Source organism: Shewanella sp., from assembly GCF_013214165.1.
In the GTDB taxonomy this organism is placed as follows: Bacteria; Pseudomonadota; Gammaproteobacteria; order Enterobacterales; family Shewanellaceae; genus Shewanella.
Genome location: NZ_JABSSM010000039.1, coordinates 1 through 17,248, shown reverse-complemented (window position 1 = coordinate 17,248; position 17,248 = coordinate 1). Strand labels below are relative to the sequence as shown.

The 17,248-nt window shown below is 46.9% G+C and carries 11 protein-coding genes; 7 read left to right on the top strand and 4 right to left on the bottom strand.

Going from position 1 to position 17,248, the window contains the following annotated elements; translation table 11 throughout:
• Nucleotides 1–295: 295 nt before the first annotated feature.
• From HRU42_RS12565 to HRU42_RS12555, 3 genes are all read left to right on the top strand, one after another.
• On the top strand, nt 296–730 hold the full coding sequence (locus HRU42_RS12565) for a nitrous oxide-stimulated promoter family protein (RefSeq protein ID WP_295031615.1): 435 nt from the start codon (nt 296–298) through the stop codon (nt 728–730).
• 134 nt (nt 731–864) lie between these two features.
• The gene (locus tag HRU42_RS12560; RefSeq protein ID WP_295031613.1) at nt 865–2,928 is read left to right on the top strand and encodes a S9 family peptidase; all 2,064 of its coding nucleotides are present in this window, start codon (nt 865–867) and stop codon (nt 2,926–2,928) included.
• A 170-nt stretch (nt 2,929–3,098) separates the two neighbouring features.
• Nucleotides 3,099–3,665 (top strand): lipid-binding SYLF domain-containing protein, encoded by a 567-nt coding sequence (locus HRU42_RS12555; protein ID WP_295031611.1) that lies wholly within the window; start codon nt 3,099–3,101, stop codon nt 3,663–3,665.
• 860 nt (nt 3,666–4,525) lie between these two features.
• Here HRU42_RS12555 and HRU42_RS12550 read toward each other — a convergent pair.
• The 4 genes from HRU42_RS12550 to HRU42_RS12535 all read right to left on the bottom strand — a co-directional run bounded on the left by HRU42_RS12550 (nt 4,526) and on the right by HRU42_RS12535 (nt 9,776).
• Entirely contained in the window at nt 4,526–5,104 is a 579-nt protein-coding gene (locus HRU42_RS12550) for a hypothetical protein (protein WP_295031609.1), read from the bottom strand.
• Between the two features lie 862 nt (nt 5,105–5,966).
• Nucleotides 5,967–6,557 (bottom strand): hypothetical protein, encoded by a 591-nt coding sequence (locus tag HRU42_RS12545; RefSeq protein ID WP_295031607.1) that lies wholly within the window; start codon nt 6,555–6,557, stop codon nt 5,967–5,969.
• A 245-nt stretch (nt 6,558–6,802) separates the two neighbouring features.
• The gene (locus tag HRU42_RS12540; protein WP_295031605.1) at nt 6,803–9,103 is read right to left on the bottom strand and encodes a YgiQ family radical SAM protein; all 2,301 of its coding nucleotides are present in this window, start codon (nt 9,101–9,103) and stop codon (nt 6,803–6,805) included.
• Nucleotides 9,104–9,362: 259 nt separating this feature from the next.
• Nucleotides 9,363–9,776, bottom strand: a complete 414-nt coding sequence (locus HRU42_RS12535) for an MAPEG family protein (RefSeq protein ID WP_295031604.1) — start codon at nt 9,774–9,776, stop codon at nt 9,363–9,365.
• Nucleotides 9,777–9,938: 162 nt separating this feature from the next.
• Between HRU42_RS12535 and HRU42_RS12530 the strand changes: the two genes are divergently transcribed.
• From HRU42_RS12530 to HRU42_RS12515, 4 genes are all read left to right on the top strand, one after another.
• Nucleotides 9,939–11,159, top strand: coding sequence for a threonine/serine exporter family protein (locus tag HRU42_RS12530; protein ID WP_295031601.1), 1,221 nt, complete (start codon nt 9,939–9,941; stop codon nt 11,157–11,159).
• A gap of 269 nt (nt 11,160–11,428) precedes the next feature.
• On the top strand, nt 11,429–13,129 hold the full coding sequence (locus tag HRU42_RS12525; protein WP_295031599.1) for a hypothetical protein: 1,701 nt from the start codon (nt 11,429–11,431) through the stop codon (nt 13,127–13,129).
• 202 nt (nt 13,130–13,331) lie between these two features.
• The gene (locus HRU42_RS12520; RefSeq protein ID WP_295031597.1) at nt 13,332–14,771 is read left to right on the top strand and encodes a mannose-1-phosphate guanylyltransferase/mannose-6-phosphate isomerase; all 1,440 of its coding nucleotides are present in this window, start codon (nt 13,332–13,334) and stop codon (nt 14,769–14,771) included.
• Nucleotides 14,772–14,890: 119 nt separating this feature from the next.
• Nucleotides 14,891–16,333: a phosphomannomutase gene (locus tag HRU42_RS12515; protein WP_295031595.1), complete on the top strand. Its 1,443-nt coding sequence runs from the start codon at nt 14,891–14,893 to the stop codon at nt 16,331–16,333.
• Nucleotides 16,334–17,248 lie beyond the last annotated feature (915 nt).

Genomic DNA, 17,248 nt, shown 5'->3' with positions numbered 1-17,248 from the left:
TTATTAATCCATTCTCTTGCTGTAAATCAAGTCTTTATAACTCTTTTTAGATGTTTTTTCTTAATTTACAGTCCCTAGTCACTATTCTGGCAGTAATTTATCTTTATTTACACCCAACTCAGATGAAAAAATAATTAAAGTGATCAGACAATAGCACTCGATTTTGTGCGCACCTTCATAGTTTAGACGACCCACTTTGAGACTCACTCGAATGAAGCGATATAATAACTAAGGTACTGTGATCTAATATTGACTCGACAAGTGCTGGTAAATAGATAGCGTTAGAGGATTGAATATGGCAATTCCAGAGCCGCTGAGCGGCAAATTACTGCATGAATATCAGACCATCGCAGCCATGGTCGACATCTATTGTAAAGCCCATAAGCATAACCCCAAGCCAGTTTCAGACTGCCAAGAATGCCAAGACTTTCTCGTCTATGCCCACACCAAGCTTGACCGTTGTCCATACGGTCAAGGTAAGCCAAGCTGTAATAAGTGTCCGATTCATTGCTACAAGCCCCATATGAAGGACAAAGCGAGACAGATAATGGTGTTTGCGGGACCAAAGATGTTACTCCATCATCCAATGATGGCGATACGTCACTTACTATCGGCTAGAGATCCGGTTGCAGGCAAGCCTCCGGCCAACCAATCAAATCGCCATCTTAGAAATAATGGTGGAGCTCAACTCGCTACAACACGTGTTAAAGCAAGAGTCGATAATGGATAAAAAGCACTAATCAAGCCAACTAAGTTGAATAAAAATCTTAACACTTTTTAACTATCTTCATTTAAGCCCAAGGTATTTTACGCTATGGTGACTGCGATAAAAATTAATTAAAACCAGCCATATAAGGGATCAAGATGGGAAAGGCATATCCAATTTCTAAGCTTGCAGTGATCACTGCGGGCCTCCTGTTTACCACATCATATGCAATGGCATCGGACCGAAGCCATCAGATAACCACAGATGATTTCTTCGATATCGGTGCCATGAGCAGTGTGCAGCTTAGCCCTGACGGTAAACGGGCACTCTGGCTCGAGTCGCGTTGGGACAAAGCATTAGATAAATCTCAACAAGACCTATGGACAGTCAATACTAAGACCCGCCAGACAACACGACTCACCTTTACTAATGAGAGCGAGTCTAGCCCACAGTGGAGTCCAGATGGCACTTACATCTATTACTTAGGTAAGATCTCCCATGAGGATAAGAAGGCCCCCTTCAACGGCAAGAAACAAGTTTTCAGAATAAATCACAATGGCGGTGAAGCCGTACCTATGACCAAGGAAGTCGAAGGTGTCAGCGCCTTCTCAGTGAGCAGTGATGGTCACAGCCTCTACTTCCTGACCAGTAAAACCGTTAAAGATGAAGATCTATGGGCTGGCATGCGCGCCAGCCATGATAAACCTGAATATGCCCATGGTGAACGTAAGACCAACCCGCTATATAAACTCGATCTGCAGCATTTTAAACAGCAGCTGCTATTAGACGATGACAAGGTAGTATGGCAATTTAGTGTCAATAACGATGGCAGCAAGATAGCCCGTATTACCACATCAGATAATGAGCTAGTTAATCTGGAAGGTTGGTCGAATATAGAAGTCTACGACACTAAGGACAAGACTCATAAGGTGTTGGCAGACACGGCATGGCGTGAGCACGCCCCATCACCCTACGGCTGGTTACTCGGCTTAGACTGGCACAGTGACAATCAACAACTCGCCTTTAGAATCGACTTCGATGGACATCCGGGCAAACTCTTCGTCAGCCATACCGCAAAAGATTCCTTGCTAGAGATCACCCGCCCCGATGATGTGACCTTGAGCGCTGCCAATATCCATTGGCGTCCCAATAGTGACGAGATCTGTTATCGCGGCGCCGATCATGCCCGCGTTAAGCTGTTCTGTACCCAGGTGGACGACGGTGAGCAGGGCGACACCCGTACAGTGATCAAAGGAGATCTGGTCATTGGCAGCTACAGTTTCAGCCATAATGGCAAGAAGCTCGCCTTCAGCCACAATGGACGGGAGCATTTCTATGATCTGTTTATCGCCGACGCCGATAGCAAACGGGCTAAATATAAACGCATAACCAATATCAACCCTCAGGTCGATAGCTGGATATTACCGCAGATCCAGATAGTTAAGTGGCAGGCACCAGATGGAACGAGTGTCGAGGGGATATTAGATCTACCCGCCGGATACAAGAAAGAAGACGGTCCCCTGCCGTTAATCGTGCAGATCCACGGTGGCCCCACATCAGCCACACCTTATGCACTGCAACACAGATCCTATGGTCGTTCGACATTTACTGCAAAAGGCTGGGCGCTACTGTCGCCAAACTACCGCGGTTCTACTGGCTACGGCGATAAATTCCTAACCGACTTGGTCGGCAAGGAGCATGATATCGAAGTCAAAGATATCATGGCAGGCGTCGATCAGCTGATTGCCGACGGCATTGTCGATGGCGATAAGATGGCCGTGATGGGCTGGAGTAATGGTGGTTACCTTACCAACGCCATCATCAGCACAAACACCCGCTTCAAGGCGGCCAGCTCAGGTGCCGGTGTATTCGACCAACGCCTGCAATGGATGTTGGAAGACACCCCAGGTCATGTAGTCAACTTTATGCAAGGCCTGCCCTGGGAGAAGCCAGATGCTTACACCCATGGCTCTTCACTGACTCATGCAGACAAGATAAAGACACCGACGCTGATCCATATAGGTGAAAATGATCAACGCGTACCCGCCGGTCATGCACAAGGTCTTTACCGTGCCCTCAAGCACTACCTGAATGTGCCGGTTGAACTCATCGTCTATCCGGATGAAGGCCATGGACTGAGCAAGTATCAGCACAGAAAAGCCAAGATGGAATGGGATCAGAAGTGGTTCGAACATTATGTTCTGGGCAAGGCTGTCGATTAACGGCTCAAGGCTTAAGCGGGCGACACCATGCAGATTTGAGCCTGAACATAAGCTGACAAGTAAGACAAAAGCGCCTATTTTTAGGCGCTTTTGTCCTTTATAGCATTCTATTTTCCTCGATTGATGGTTATGCTGTACTAGCAGTTATCACTTTCGAAACGGAGTAAAAAATGAAAAAATTCATTTCTATCATGGCCACTTCATGCGCCCTTGTCGCCAGTTTGCTCATGTCTCAAGTCGCCCTAGCCGATGAAAGCTATGCTGAGACAGTAGCCAACTTCAAGCAGGCCCAAGATACCCATAAGTTTTTCGATAACGCCTACGGCTACGCCATATTTCCTACCGTGGGCAAAGCTGGATTCGGCATCGGCGCCGCATACGGCAAGGGGCGAGTGTATAAAGGCAATGCCTACACAGGTGATACCAGCCTGACTCAGATATCCATTGGATTCCAGATTGGCGGTCAAGCCTATAGCGAGATCATCTTCTTCAAAGATGCCAAAGCCTACGATGAGTTTACCAAGGGAAGTTTCGAATTTGGTGCTCAGGCATCGGCCGTTGCTATCACAATCGGTGTCAATGCCCAGGCCGGTACCACAGGTAATTCAAGCAGTGCCGGTAAGTCTGCCGCCAAGGCGTCCTACATCAATGGCATGACGGTTTATACCTTAGCTAAGGGTGGCTTGATGTACGAAGCCGCATTGGCGGGACAGTCATTTACCTTCGAAGATAAGTAGCAACAGAAGTTCCTAGGCCCTAGGAACTTCTGCAATTTGTTGTCGGATAACAAGTTTCTTAAATATCCTTTGAGCTGGGTTCATTGGGCAGGTTTGGTCTTTGGTTAGCTTGCTAAGTACCATAGCGTCATTGGTGTTTATTGCTTGCAGCAGGTGCTGTAAATGGATTTACGAATGTCACGTTCACAAGGATGTGAATGAGTAACCTCACATGTAGCTACTTCTGTAGGACGCTGTAAAGCCATCCCTGGCCGCTCTGCGGTTTCATCCTTGAAACCGAAGCCCACAGCTGCATCTACATCAGGTTCTTCATTTCTTCGATTGAAGTTTACGGTTCGTAACGTACTTCTGGACAAAAGCTTGTTTACTTGTCGGATAACAAGTTACTGAAATATCTGTTGTGGGTTCATTGGGCTGATTATATTTTTGGATGATTTTTGGATAAGTAAGCTTCAATTTAATCTATAGCCTGCGGCTCGCCAAATGTGCAAACACTTCTATGACACGGCGCAAGTATGTCCCTATAGCCTCTGCGACAGCGTCCTTGCTGTCGAAGGTCACAGCCGCGTTCACACCTAAGTGTTTATCTCTTCGATTTCAGCTCTACTGGTTTGTAACAAGTTTCTGGACAAAAGCTTGTTAGAGTATTGAGTCTAATTAATCTGACATTGATTAGAAAAAGTACCTTAGTTTATCCAAGGCCCTAATTCGCTCCCTAACTAGAAAGCTTAGGTTAGGCGTTCCAAATGAACCGCCCTCGGCAACAAGCTCTTGCGTTGCTCTACCTCCTGAATCCATTCAGTCGTGTGCGGAGCCGCATGCAGGGTGGTGTGGAGGCTAGATACCTCCGGCTACCCGTATTAGCTGTTTTTACTCCAAAGTTGGTACATTTTTAGATATTGATTTGATTCTTCTTCAGTTCCTAGAGCTATATCTATCATCATTTTGTCCATTAATGTAGAAGCGTGAGTAAAATCATCGGGGTTTATTTCTTTCCCCATATATTCAGGATCACTTGCAACTTCAACATTTATAATCCACCAATGATATATTTTGCTTTTAAAGCTTAATAAAAGAGCAAAGCTTTCATCAAAATCGTCGGGGAGTCCTGATGCCCCAATTAAACTATGTAACTCATGACTTAATTTATTCCTACATTTCTTTATTTTTTCAAATTGCTGTAAATCAACTTCATCAATTGCTCCCATATACTTAAACCAATCTAATGTGGCGTATATAGGACTCTTATTTCTGCTTTTGACATCTTCCTTATAATCATCTGTTTCTTGACTGCCAAGGCTATAATAAAATTTAAGCTTATCAATCAGTTCTTCTTTGAATGATTCATAAAAAAGCACATATAAAGATGCAGATATAAGTTGATGACGTAATACTTTAGGATTAAAAAAGTCTTCAATTGAGCGATCTGATTGCAACATGTAACTCCCTATGAATATTCAGCTAACTTTTGTATACACCAGGGCAACCGCATGTGCGTGTGGATTTTGTTCTTTACGCTCGATTACCATACATGAATATGTTGCGATCAGACTCCGATAAATATTTATCATACAATGCTGGGTGGTAAAACACTCAGGTGGTGTTCGAAAAACGTTCATGCGTTCACCCTGTTGTATACACGCCTTGCGCGTTTATCAGGTTAGACCAGTCAAGGCGTATACTCATAGTCGTCTCATTTATAAACATTTACAACGATTAGTCCAAACACACCTTCTGGAAAAACGAGAATGCACACTTTGCTTGCCTAGTATCTCTTGCAAACCGAGAATGCCCGTTTTTAGTTGTTTGAATTTACTCTTCTTTTTCTTTTCACTCAATAGCAAACCGCGAACTGATTGTGCATAATTTGGAGATTATCCGCACAAAACCAATAATACTGTATAAAAACACAAACACTGGTTAACTAAGAGGTTGTCGCTAAACAGAAACACTTACCTTTCCGACTGATGAGAAAAAGTATTGCAAAGAGCTTAGTGCTGTATTGGACGAATTGCCGGCGCTAACACATAAAGGGGCATATCCGTGTTAGTGAACTAACAAATATTCTTAAATCGAAGAGACAAATAACCGAGTGTAGATGCGGCTGCGAGCTTCGGTTTCAGGGATGAAACCGCAGAGCCCACATGGAAGTGTTCACGGCGTCTCGCAGAAGTATCTGCACATTCCTCGCCGGACAGGCGGTAGATTGCAATGAAGGTTAAACCTTCAAACACACTCCCCAATACCCACTCAGCCAGAAGCTAAATCAGAAAATGTGATCAACCTTCATTCGAAGGTTAGCTATTCATGTCCCCAAGGCGCCGGCGGTGGTGCTATCGGCTTAGTCAGATCAAAATCCACTCTGAAATCACGTTCCTCACGGGTCAAACGGTAAGTAAACTCTCCTGGCTCAATATACATGTGCCACACATTGGTAATAGAGACATCTAGACCGTTTTCTCTGAAGTTATTGATTGAATAAGCATCGACGGGAAAAGACTGCTGCTCAGCACTGCCCATGTTCGCGGTCATGCCGCCATACATGGTCACCTTGTCTGCAGTGCCATCTTTATGGCGATGATCATGAGCTAAATGTAGGCCATATTGGGTTTTGCTGATCACCCAGGTGCGCGAGTGATCGCCGCCCACATGAAACGGCACCTTAAGCTCAGTCTCGCTACACTCGCGCACATGCATGATGAGTTTCTTGCCGCTGAAAGCCGAGTCCGCAGAGTTACCGGCAGTGACAGTTCCCTCAAAAGCCTTGCCACAATGGGCGGCTATGCTGTCGAAGAAGGCATCCTGTTCCGAAGTCGTCGCCAGAGCTGGCAAGGCAATCAATGAGGTCGTAGTGAGCAAGCGTACAAGCTGTGAATATTTTGTTGTTGTCATTATGATCTCCGTCAATTTGTGACGGATAGTCTAACATAAGCAGATAAATTTTAACTTAAGGGCTATTTTCTTCGATAATCGCCCTTCTTTTTACTCCGCAGCTGACATTCCAACGTTAAGCGTTCGATATACATGCTGACCCGGGTTTGAATTATCAGCCGTCTTTAGCTCCTAGATACAAATAAGGGAATATCCATGATATTCCCTTATTTCGGCTTATTGAGCTAGCACAGGCTCAAACCGCGCTATCTTTGATGCTTAGGTGTGGTGCCCCAAACATTCTTCTTCACCGGACGTTTCCGCTGGCCACTTTCGCTATTCCCTTGGCTGCCAGATGCTTTACTGCCTTGCTTATTGGAAGAGCTGCCAGCCTTGCTCTTGGGCTTTCTGTCGGCAAACTGATCTTCAGAGAAGCGGGTAAAGGCCTTCTTGCCACCGGCAGAGGGGTTGTTGTCAGCGGCATTCGCTCCGCCCTTCCCCTTATTACGCATGGCTTCTCGTTCATGGCGCGACTCGGTGGGAACCAGACAGCTGGGGCTGTTGCCGATCAGCTCCTCTCTGCCCAACTCAATCAGGGCTTCACGGATCATAGGCCAACCCGCCGGATCGTGGTAGCGCAGCAAGGCCTTGTGCAGCTTACGCTGACGTCCCTTCTTCGGCACTGTCACCTTTTCACTGGTGTGTTTCACATTCTTCAGCGAGTTGAGTCCGGTATGGTATATGGTGGTCGCGTTCGCCATCGGCGATGGATAGAAGTTCTGCACTTGATCCAGTTTAAACTTCTCTCCCTTGAGCCAGAGCGCCAGATTGACCATGTCGTCGTTGGTCGTGCCCGGATGCGCCGAGATAAAGTAAGGGATCAGATACTGTTTCTTACCCGCTTCCTTGGAGTACTTGTCGAACAACTCCTTAAACTTATTATAACTGCCCATGCCCGGCTTCATCATCTTGTTGAGCGGACCGTCTTCGGTATGCTCGGGAGCGATCTTGAGATAGCCGCCCACATGATGGCTCGCCAGCTCTTTCACATAACGGGGATCTTCGGTAGCCAGATCGTAACGAACACCCGAGGCGATGAGTACCTTCTTGATCCCGGGAACATTCCTGGCCGCTCGATAGAGATCGATCGTCGCCGAATGATCGGTATCTAGATGACCACAGATAGCGGGGAATACACAAGAGAGTCGTCTACAGGTCTTCTCGGCCTTGACGCTCTTACAGCCCAGACGATACATGTTAGCCGTCGGGCCACCAAGATCTGAGATGACGCCGGTAAAGCCTGGTACCTTATCCTGAATATCTTTGATCTCATTTAGGATCGACTCCTGGGAGCGACTCTGAATGATACGTCCTTCATGCTCGGTAATGGAGCAGAAGGAGCAGCCACCGAAACAGCCACGCATGATGTTGATCGAGGTCTTGATCATGTCATAAGCGGGGATCTTGTCGTCACCATATGAAGGGTGTGGCACCCGCTTATAGGGTAGACCAAACACACCGTCCATCTCGTCGGTATTTAACGGCCAGGCAGGAGGGTTTATCCAGATGGCACGTTCGGCATGACGCTGAAATAGGGCGCGGGCACAGCCCGGATTCTGCTCCTGATGCAAAATTCTAGACGCGTGAGCATAGAGGTATTTGTCTGTCGAGACCTTCTCGAAGCTTGGCAATAACACATAGGTCTTCTCCCAAGGCTTAGGCCTAGGAGCCTGTACGCTGATGGCCTTGGGTGCGTCATTATCGAATATTTTTACATCCGATGGACCGGACATGTTCTTACAGCCCACATCATCGGCGCCATAAGGATGAGGAATGGGGTCTATCTTATGTAGCTGATCTATCTTGCGTGAGTCCATGCCCTTCCATTCGGCGAGCGGCTCTTTACGTATCACTGTGGTGCCGCGAATATCGTGCAGATCTGCGATAGACTCACCCGCAGCCAGTCGATGGGAGATCTCCACCAGAGGACGCTCGGCATTACCGTAGGCTAAAATATCGGCTTTAGCATCTAAGATCACACTGCGGCGCACCTTATCAGACCAATAATCGTAGTGGGCCATGCGGCGCAAGCTGGCCTCTATGCCTCCTATGACAACTGGCACCTGCTTGTAAGCTTCCTTACACCTCTGGGTATAAACGGTTACGGCGCGATCAGGGCGCTTACCACCTATATTGCCTGCCGTATAAGCATCATCGTGACGCATGCGACGCTCGGCGGTATAACGGTTGATCATCGAGTCCATGTTGCCCGACGTCACCCCGAAATAGAGGTTTGGCTTGCCCAGCTTCATGAAGTCTTCTTTATTAGACCAATCTGGCTGCGAGATGATACCTACCCTGAAACCTTGAGACTCGAGCATGCGTCCAATCACGGCCATGCCGAAGCTGGGATGATCCACATAGGCGTCGCCTGTGACTATGATGATGTCACAGCTGTCCCACCCGAGTTTCTTCATCTCTTTGCGAGACATAGGCAGAAATGGCGCCGCCTCCGTTTGCTCAGAGCGATATTTGGGATGAGTAAATAAGGTAGATTCAACTTGCATGAGTAATAAAGCCTGACTATCAAACGGTGAGAATAGAATATTCGCGCCCACTAATGGGACGCGGAGTATAGCAGGGGAGAGACCATCTAGGCGAACAAAAAACGAACAAGTGTAAAGAAAGTTAGGCTTGAGACGAAAAAAGTCATTACCATTAAAATAAGTAGGGGCATAGGTTTGGCTCAAGGTTGGGCACTTTAGCGTGTCCTTTCTATGATGCCCAATGCCTGACTTGGTCACCGCTCACTTAACGAGTTCATACTTAACTTAAATAGCCCATCGAGCCCAGAGAAAACTGAGTGATATTAGCGATGGCTAATATCAACATGACTAACCAAGTGAGCAGGCCGCCCCAGAACCGCCCAAGATGATACCCTCCTCTGCCTCTGGTCAGCCCCACGGCATGTAAGATGCGTCCTATGATCCAGACCATTCCGAGCAGATGAAGATAGATACTTGAGAGGCCGTTCAATTCCGCCACCAACAGCAAGGCCATGGCGATCGGTGCATTCTCAATCAGGTTGGCATGGACTCGAGTGGCGAGTTGCAGTTCTTTATTATCCGCACTACCTAGGCCTATCTTATGTTTTCGACGTAACTTAACCACCCGCATGGCCAATGCCACCATTAATATCGCCGTTAAACTAATATACAGACCCGAAATAACCACTGACATATGCCATCCTTTTTACTTGCGCTATGGGTTTTGATAAACCAGCATTACCACTAATTGAGCCTAAGTAAATATTTTCCAGTCGATTAACCTTTTCCCCACAAACTAGGTTAATATGCGCTCGCCTAAACACCCTAATATTTAAATCACAAATGGACCACGCTAGTGAACAACGAAGAATTTCTTGAGAAACGACGTTTTATAATCAAGTTAGGTAAGTCGTTGCATAAGTTTGGTACACCGGCCTATCGACTGGAAGCCCACCTTCAGGCCGTTTCTAGCATGCTTGGCATAGAGGGATATTTTCTTATTTCGCCAACGACGATGACATTTGTACTGCAGCACGATACAGATCAAGAATATCACCATGTCGCCCGAGTCAATCCAGGTGAATTAGACCTTGGCTCTCTGGCTCGTACCGATGAGCTGGTCGAAGAATTAGTCTCGGGTAAGCGTACGCTAACCGAGGCATTAGAGCGCCTCGAAGAGATAGCAAACAAGCCAAATCCCTATGGCACCAAGCAGACTTTACTGGCCTACGGCAGTTCAGCAGGTGCCTTTGCTATGTTGATGGGCACCAGTTGGAATGATGTATTCTGGTCGGCAATGCTGGGGCTCATGGTCTACAGTTTGGTCTACCGCGCCGAGCGCTCCAAACGTATGGCCGAGATGCTTGAACCCTTAGCCGCCATCCTCTGTGCCATCTCGGCGACGGCTATCTCACATTTCGATCCCAATATTAATATCCCTGTGGTGATCCTCTCGGGCATCATCATCTTTATCCCAGGACTCGCGCTGACATTAGGCATGGCAGAACTCGCCGCCAGGGATCTGATCTCGGGCACTGCACGCATCATGGATGCCTGCATGTTGCTGTTTAAACTCTATTTCGGCGTGATATTGGGCATGGTGGTAGGCACTGCTATCTTCGGCGACGCCATCAGCTTCGAGCCAGCCCCTATACCCCAATGGGCGATATGGTCGGCTGTGCCTATTCTTTCTATGGCATTGGTGATCATCTTCAAGGCCCGCATGAAAGATGCCCCTTGGGGCATACTCGCCGGCATAGTCGCATTCTTCTCATCCATGTTAGGTAGCATCTACCTCGGGGATTCCATCGGCATCTTCTTCGGCGCATTCGCCGTGGGTGTCTATTCCAATTTATTTGCCCGCTGGATGAAGGCACCAGCATCTATCGCCCTGCTGCAAGGCATAGTGATCTTAGTCCCCGGCAGTAAAACTTACATAGGGTTAAATACGCTTATCTTAGGTGAGACCATGCTCAATCAATCGCACATAGGTAGCCAGATTTTTCTGATCTTTATGTCGCTCATTGCCGGACTCATCTTCGCCAATGTTGCCGTGTCTCCGCGAAGAACACTCTAGAGATCGATTCAGCATCGACTCCTAATCATACTCAGCGCTAAAGCCAGTTTTTGGCGCTGAGAATTTCCCGCAATCAGTTCAAGCCAGCCCAACTCCGGCTTTAATCCAGTATCTATATCGATTTAACATTAGTCACTCACGTTTTTATCTATGTAAAATCACCCACATATTTCATCTCTTACCTTGACTAACTCCTCTCTGGCGTGTGTTATTAACTTGTAACCCCAAAGCGTTAATTAAGATACTAAGGCATTATAAAGGCCTCTAATATGATGAGATGCGCGTCGAATTTATCTCTGTTTTTTGTCTGCTTTATGGCCAGCATGCCTGGTAGAGGAGACGATTCAAGATTAACTGAAACATCATCAGATGAACCTTCGATACAGACTGACGATGGGGCTTTTGCTCGAACGGACACCAGCCCAAAGATCACCCACAAGAAACTCATCCGCAAAATAGTGGTCTCCAGTAATTCCATCTTCGACGAATCAGATCCCGATGCCTTCTTTATCCATCGCTGGGCCAATTACCTGCATATCAATACCCGTGAACATGTCATTCTCAATAAATTAAACTTAGAGGCCGGCGATCGAGTCACACAGAAAGATCTCGATGAAGCCCAAAGGCTACTAAGATACGCCCGTTACATACGCGACGCGAAAGTCAGTCTGGTAGAAAAAAAGCCCGATTCAGATACTAGCGAAGAGGGGGAGACACTCTTGGTTGAAACTTGGGATAACTGGTCGCTGTTACCGACGTTCAGTCTGAGTCATAGCGGCGGTGAGAGTAAATATTCAATAGGTTTAAAGGAAGATAACCTGCTCGGCTATGGGATACGCACCCGACTTAAGTACCAATCAGACGCCGATAGAAGCGGCTATAAAATCTCGCTGGAAGCCCCGCTGGATAGCTTTATCAAGCACTCAAAAGTCGCCTTTAACTATCAAGACAATAGCGACGGAGAGGCGACACAAGTTTACTTCAACAAACCCTTCTATACCTTAGACACTAAAGATATGTATTCGGCCATGTACAGCGACGACCTCAGAATCGATACCCTTAGGCGAAATGGAATGGACATCAATGAGTTTGAACAGCATGATAACTTTAATAGCCTGACGTATGGTTGGCGGGTGAGTATGAGTGACAACTCTCGCAATCGTATCATCGCAGGTATCACCCAAGATAAAAGCCAGTTTGCCAAAACTGAGAAATATCCCGACTCAGAAGTCCCCCAAGACCGGGATTTCCTCTACCCCTCGATCGCCTATGAGTATTTGCAAGATAACTTCAAGGTGTTGAACAATATCTACTTTATCAACTATAACGAAGACTTTAACTTGGGCTGGCATCATTACGTTAAATTCGGCCTAGAAACCCGAGATATCGAGGACGGCTCTCCCTTTGGCTACCACCTTAATTGGAAAACAACTCGTGGCTATCAGGCCGATGCAGAGCTTCTCTTGCTGGAATTCGACGGTTCGGGTGTATTTTCCACCAGTCAGAAAGACTTCTATAAGGTAAACATGCTGGCTGAATACTTCTATCAGATAAGCCCCAAGTGGACAGCTTACGTTAAGACCAGACTCAGTACATCTAAGAATAACTATCTAGATAAAACCTTTGCCCTGGGCGATGACACGGGTATACGTGGCTATCCTAACGATTACCAACATGGTGATAAACAATGGTTATTTACCACAGAGATCCGTAACTATCCAAATATTAACCTATATCAGCTCGCCGAGCTTGGCTGGGCTGCGTTTGTCGATGTAGGCCAGGCCTTTGGCGGGCCCGATGAAAATAATGAAGTATCGAGTCCTATAGGCAGCATAGGCATAGGCGCAAGGATTTATTCATCTCGCTCGAGTTACGGTAACGTGGCTCACATAGACCTCAGCCTCCCTTTCACCTCTGGAATAGAAGTAAACAGTTGGGAATGGCGCTTCCAGGTAAGAAACCGTTTTTAAATTTTTTATTACACCCGTACAAGCCGTATCGATTGCACACCTTCCTGTCTTTCAGCACATCCAGCTCGTGACTTGCGTCTATGGTTCCATAACAAATGAGACAAAATAAAAATAAGCCTGCTAAATTGTTTTTGCAGTAACTATAATAAAATGAACATGTGACTCTAATTAAACAGATTTAATTGTTATTTTCGGAGAAAAAATGATTTTACCTGTAATAATGGCAGGTGGAGCAGGTTCACGGCTCTGGCCCTTGTCACGACAAATGTTCCCCAAACAGTTTCTCATCTTGAATGGTGATAGCTCTATGCTACAAAGCACCGCTATGCGCCTCAAGGGGATCGAACATGCTCCAGTCATGGTGATCTGTAACGAAGAACATAGATTTTCAGTTGCAGAGCAGTTTCGAGCCAACAAGATCCCCAATAGCGGGATTATTCTTGAGCCTGTAGGGCGTAATACGGCTCCGGCTATCGCCTTGGCAGCATTAACCGCGATTAAAAATAATGATGATCCCTTATTGTTAGTGCTAGCAGCCGATCACCTGATTAAAGATCAACAAGCGTTTCGTCAGTCCGTTAAAACGGCCACTGAATTTGCTCAAGCTGGCAAGCTGGTTACGTTCGGCATTGTGCCCACCACACCAGAAACCGGTTATGGCTACATAAAACGCGGCGATATCTATGGGAAAGGCGCAGGCTATTGTGTGGCAGAGTTTGTGGAAAAACCCAACCTGGCGACGGCCCAAGCTTATCTGGATAGCAAGAACTACTATTGGAACAGTGGCATGTTTCTGTTTAAAGCCAGTCGCTACTTAGATGAGCTTAAAATTCATAGCCCGGAAATCTATGCGGCATGTGAAAAATCCATCTCCAATACAGCCCAGGACTTCGACTTTTTACGAGTGGATAAAGCTGCATTTGAGGCATGCCCGGATATCTCTATCGATTACGCAGTGATGGAGCCTCTGTGCAGTAGCGAAGGCTCAGATAAAGTTGTGGTCGTTCCCATGGATTGTGGCTGGAGTGACGTAGGTAGCTGGTCTGCACTTTGGGAAGTGCAAGATAAGGACTGTGACGGCAATGCCTTTCAAGGCGATGTTCTTAGCATAGATACCAGAAATTCCTATGTTCACGCTACCGACAAGCTAGTGGCTACCATAGGCCTCGAAGATGTGATAATCGTTGAAACGAAAGATGCGATTTTAGTTTCGAAACAGAGCAAAGTTCAGCAGGTTAAAAAAATTGTAGAACAATTAAAAGCAAACCAACGCAGCGAATGGCAGCACCACCGTGAAGTATATCGCCCCTGGGGTAAATATGACTCCATAGATCACGGTCAGCGCTTTCAGGTGAAACACATCACCGTAAATCCAGGCGCTAAGCTATCAGTTCAGATGCACCATCACAGAGCCGAACATTGGATCGTGGTATCCGGTACCGCAAGAGTAACTAACGGTGACCAAGAGATTTTATTAACAGAAAACCAGTCAACATACATACCCATAGGCACTATTCACGCCCTTGAAAACCCAGGTAAAATCCCGTTAGAGCTGATCGAAGTACAATCTGGGTCCTATCTGGGTGAGGATGATATTGTCCGCCTTGAAGACCGCTACGGCCGCAAAGATGAACAGGTGTAGACACTGGCCAGCTTTCTAAGCTGTTAGCTTCAATATTGGAACCTCTAGTATCGAAGCTAGGTAAAGAAAAGCCATACCATCTTCATGGGAGAGTGCTTACTGCACCTATAGGATTTTTGATGTTATTGAGTTCTGATGTGATTAGAAATAGCGGTATAGCCTTTGGCACCAGCGGTGCTCGTGGGCTGGTTACTCAATTTACCAATGAAGTTTGTGCGGCTTTCACCCACTCATTTGTCGCGACTCAGCGACAAGACTTCACTTTTAACCATGTCGCCATCGCTATTGATAATCGCCCCAGCAGCTTTCGGATGGCTATGGCCTGTGCCAAGGCGCTGGAGCACTTAGGTATCGAAGCGATTTACTATGGCGTAGTTCCAACACCCGCACTAGCATATGCCGCAATGCAAGATAAGATACCTAGTATCATGGTCACTGGAAGTCATATTCCATTTGATCGTAATGGCTTGAAGTTCTATCGCCCCGATGGAGAAATCAGCAAATCTGATGAGCAAGAGATCTTGTGTACTCGGGCAAAATTTTCCCCCTTCGAAGACATACCTAACCTTGCTGTGAACCCGGATGCTGCAAGACTTTATATCCAACGCTACACATCATTGTTTAATGCTGCGTTGCTCACCGGCAAGCGTATTGGTATTTATGAGCACTCGAGTGCGGGCCGAGACTTATATTCGAAGATATTCTCGGCACTGGGCGCCGAGGTCATAGCGTTAGAGCGAAGCGATGAGTTTGTACCCATAGATACCGAGGCGGTATCCGATGAGGACATAGCTAAGGCGCGCAACTGGTCAAAACAATATGCTCTCGATGCCATATTCTCAACCGATGGCGATGGCGACCGTCCCCTCGTAGCCGATGAGAGTGGTACCTGGCTGCGGGGGGATATTTTAGGCTTACTCTGTGCCAACGCGCTGCACATAGAGGCACTCGCAATACCGGTTAATAGCAATACGGTCATCGACAGCAGTGCATACTTCTCTCATGTAAAACGAACGAGAATTGGCTCGCCCTATGTCATTGCTGAGTTTTCTACTCTGGCAGAAAATTATGAAACAATCGCAGGTTTTGAAGCCAACGGGGGCTTCTTGCTCGGCAGCGATGTGAGAATCAAGCAACACACACTTAAGGCTCTGCCGACTCGAGATGCCGTCTTACCAGCATTAATGCTTTTTGCAGAGGCTAGGCACAAAACTATTTCAGCCTTAGTCGACTCACTCCCCAAAAGAGTGACATATAGCGACCGTATAAAAAACTTCCCCACAGAACGCAGCCAAATCATCTTGACTCTAGGGCAAGAAGATCCAAACCGACTACTCGATGCCTTGGGATTTGAAGAACAATTAATTCAAAGCCTTGATTGCACAGATGGCTTACGCATAACCCTAAAAGACAACAGAATAATCCACTTACGCCCCTCAGGTAATGCGCCTGAACTCAGATGCTACGCTGAGGCTGATAGGGTCGAAATAGCGAAAGAACTGGTACATTCTTGTTTAAGCAAGATCGCCGTTAATGGCTTTGTAGAACTCTTATCAAAATAAAATTATTCGATTGATATAACCCACGGATCAGTTACCGATGAGCATATCAGTGAGCTCTCCGCGTTGACTCACAAGGATGTGAGGAATGTAGAAAATGTCTGGAACGTTTTTCTACCAACCCAGCGCAAAGCTGCGCTTCGCCAACAACCCCCGCTTCACCCTACGACCCACATGGATGTGGGAAGTGTCGAGATTGCAGGAGCAAATCTCTACCTATCACATGAAAGGATGCATGCTTCGCATGCGCTATCTATATTCCCCATGTTCGTTCGGTCACTTCTTGCAACAAAGAGTCAGGCCTAAACGAAAAAAGCCCGTTGCGTTAGCAACGGGCTTTATCGACTCTCTTTACGAGAAATTAGGCGCCTTCCAATGGCCCGGCTTCGGATAAATCCTCCGCGTTCCGACCCAGCACCAAACTACGTTTGATAAGCGCAAGGTCTTCACCCTACTCGATCCACGAAGTGGACACATGGGGATGAAATTACGGCGCTTTGAATACGGAAACAAAGAGCAGAGGCGCCTTCCAATGGCCCAGCTTCGAGCGAGCTCTCCGCGTTGACTCACAAGGATGTGAGGAATGTAGAAAATGTCTGGAACGTTTTTCTACCAACCCAGCATCAAGCTACGCTTGATAAGCGCAGGCCCTTCACCCTACGACCCACATGGATGTGGGAAGTGTCGAGATTGCAGGAGCAAATCTCTACCTATCACATGAAAGGATGCATGCTTCGCATGCGCTATCTATATTCCCCATGTTCGTTCGGTCACTTCTTGCAACAAAGAGTCAGGCCTAAACGAAAAAAGCCCGTTGCGTTAGCAACGGGCTTTTTCGTTTATTAGGCGCCTGGAAATGACCTACTCTCACATGGGGAGACCCCACACTACCATCGGCGCGATTGCGTTTCACTTCTG

What these genes read in the sequence shown, in the direction of transcription:
- HRU42_RS12525 (WP_295031599.1), top strand. Translation starts at nt 11,429, where the DNA reads ATGATGAGATGCGCGTCGAATTTATCTCTGTTTTTTGTCTGCTTTATG.
- HRU42_RS12565 (WP_295031615.1), top strand. Translation starts at nt 296, where the DNA reads ATGGCAATTCCAGAGCCGCTGAGCGGCAAATTACTGCATGAATATCAG.
- HRU42_RS12515 (WP_295031595.1), top strand. Translation starts at nt 14,891, where the DNA reads ATGTTATTGAGTTCTGATGTGATTAGAAATAGCGGTATAGCCTTTGGC.
- HRU42_RS12540 (WP_295031605.1), bottom strand. Translation starts at nt 9,103, where the DNA reads ATGCAAGTTGAATCTACCTTATTTACTCATCCCAAATATCGCTCTGAG.
- HRU42_RS12535 (WP_295031604.1), bottom strand. Translation starts at nt 9,776, where the DNA reads ATGTCAGTGGTTATTTCGGGTCTGTATATTAGTTTAACGGCGATATTA.
- HRU42_RS12550 (WP_295031609.1), bottom strand. Translation starts at nt 5,104, where the DNA reads ATGTTGCAATCAGATCGCTCAATTGAAGACTTTTTTAATCCTAAAGTA.
- HRU42_RS12560 (WP_295031613.1), top strand. Translation starts at nt 865, where the DNA reads ATGGGAAAGGCATATCCAATTTCTAAGCTTGCAGTGATCACTGCGGGC.
- HRU42_RS12520 (WP_295031597.1), top strand. Translation starts at nt 13,332, where the DNA reads ATGATTTTACCTGTAATAATGGCAGGTGGAGCAGGTTCACGGCTCTGG.
- HRU42_RS12555 (WP_295031611.1), top strand. Translation starts at nt 3,099, where the DNA reads ATGAAAAAATTCATTTCTATCATGGCCACTTCATGCGCCCTTGTCGCC.
- HRU42_RS12545 (WP_295031607.1), bottom strand. Translation starts at nt 6,557, where the DNA reads ATGACAACAACAAAATATTCACAGCTTGTACGCTTGCTCACTACGACC.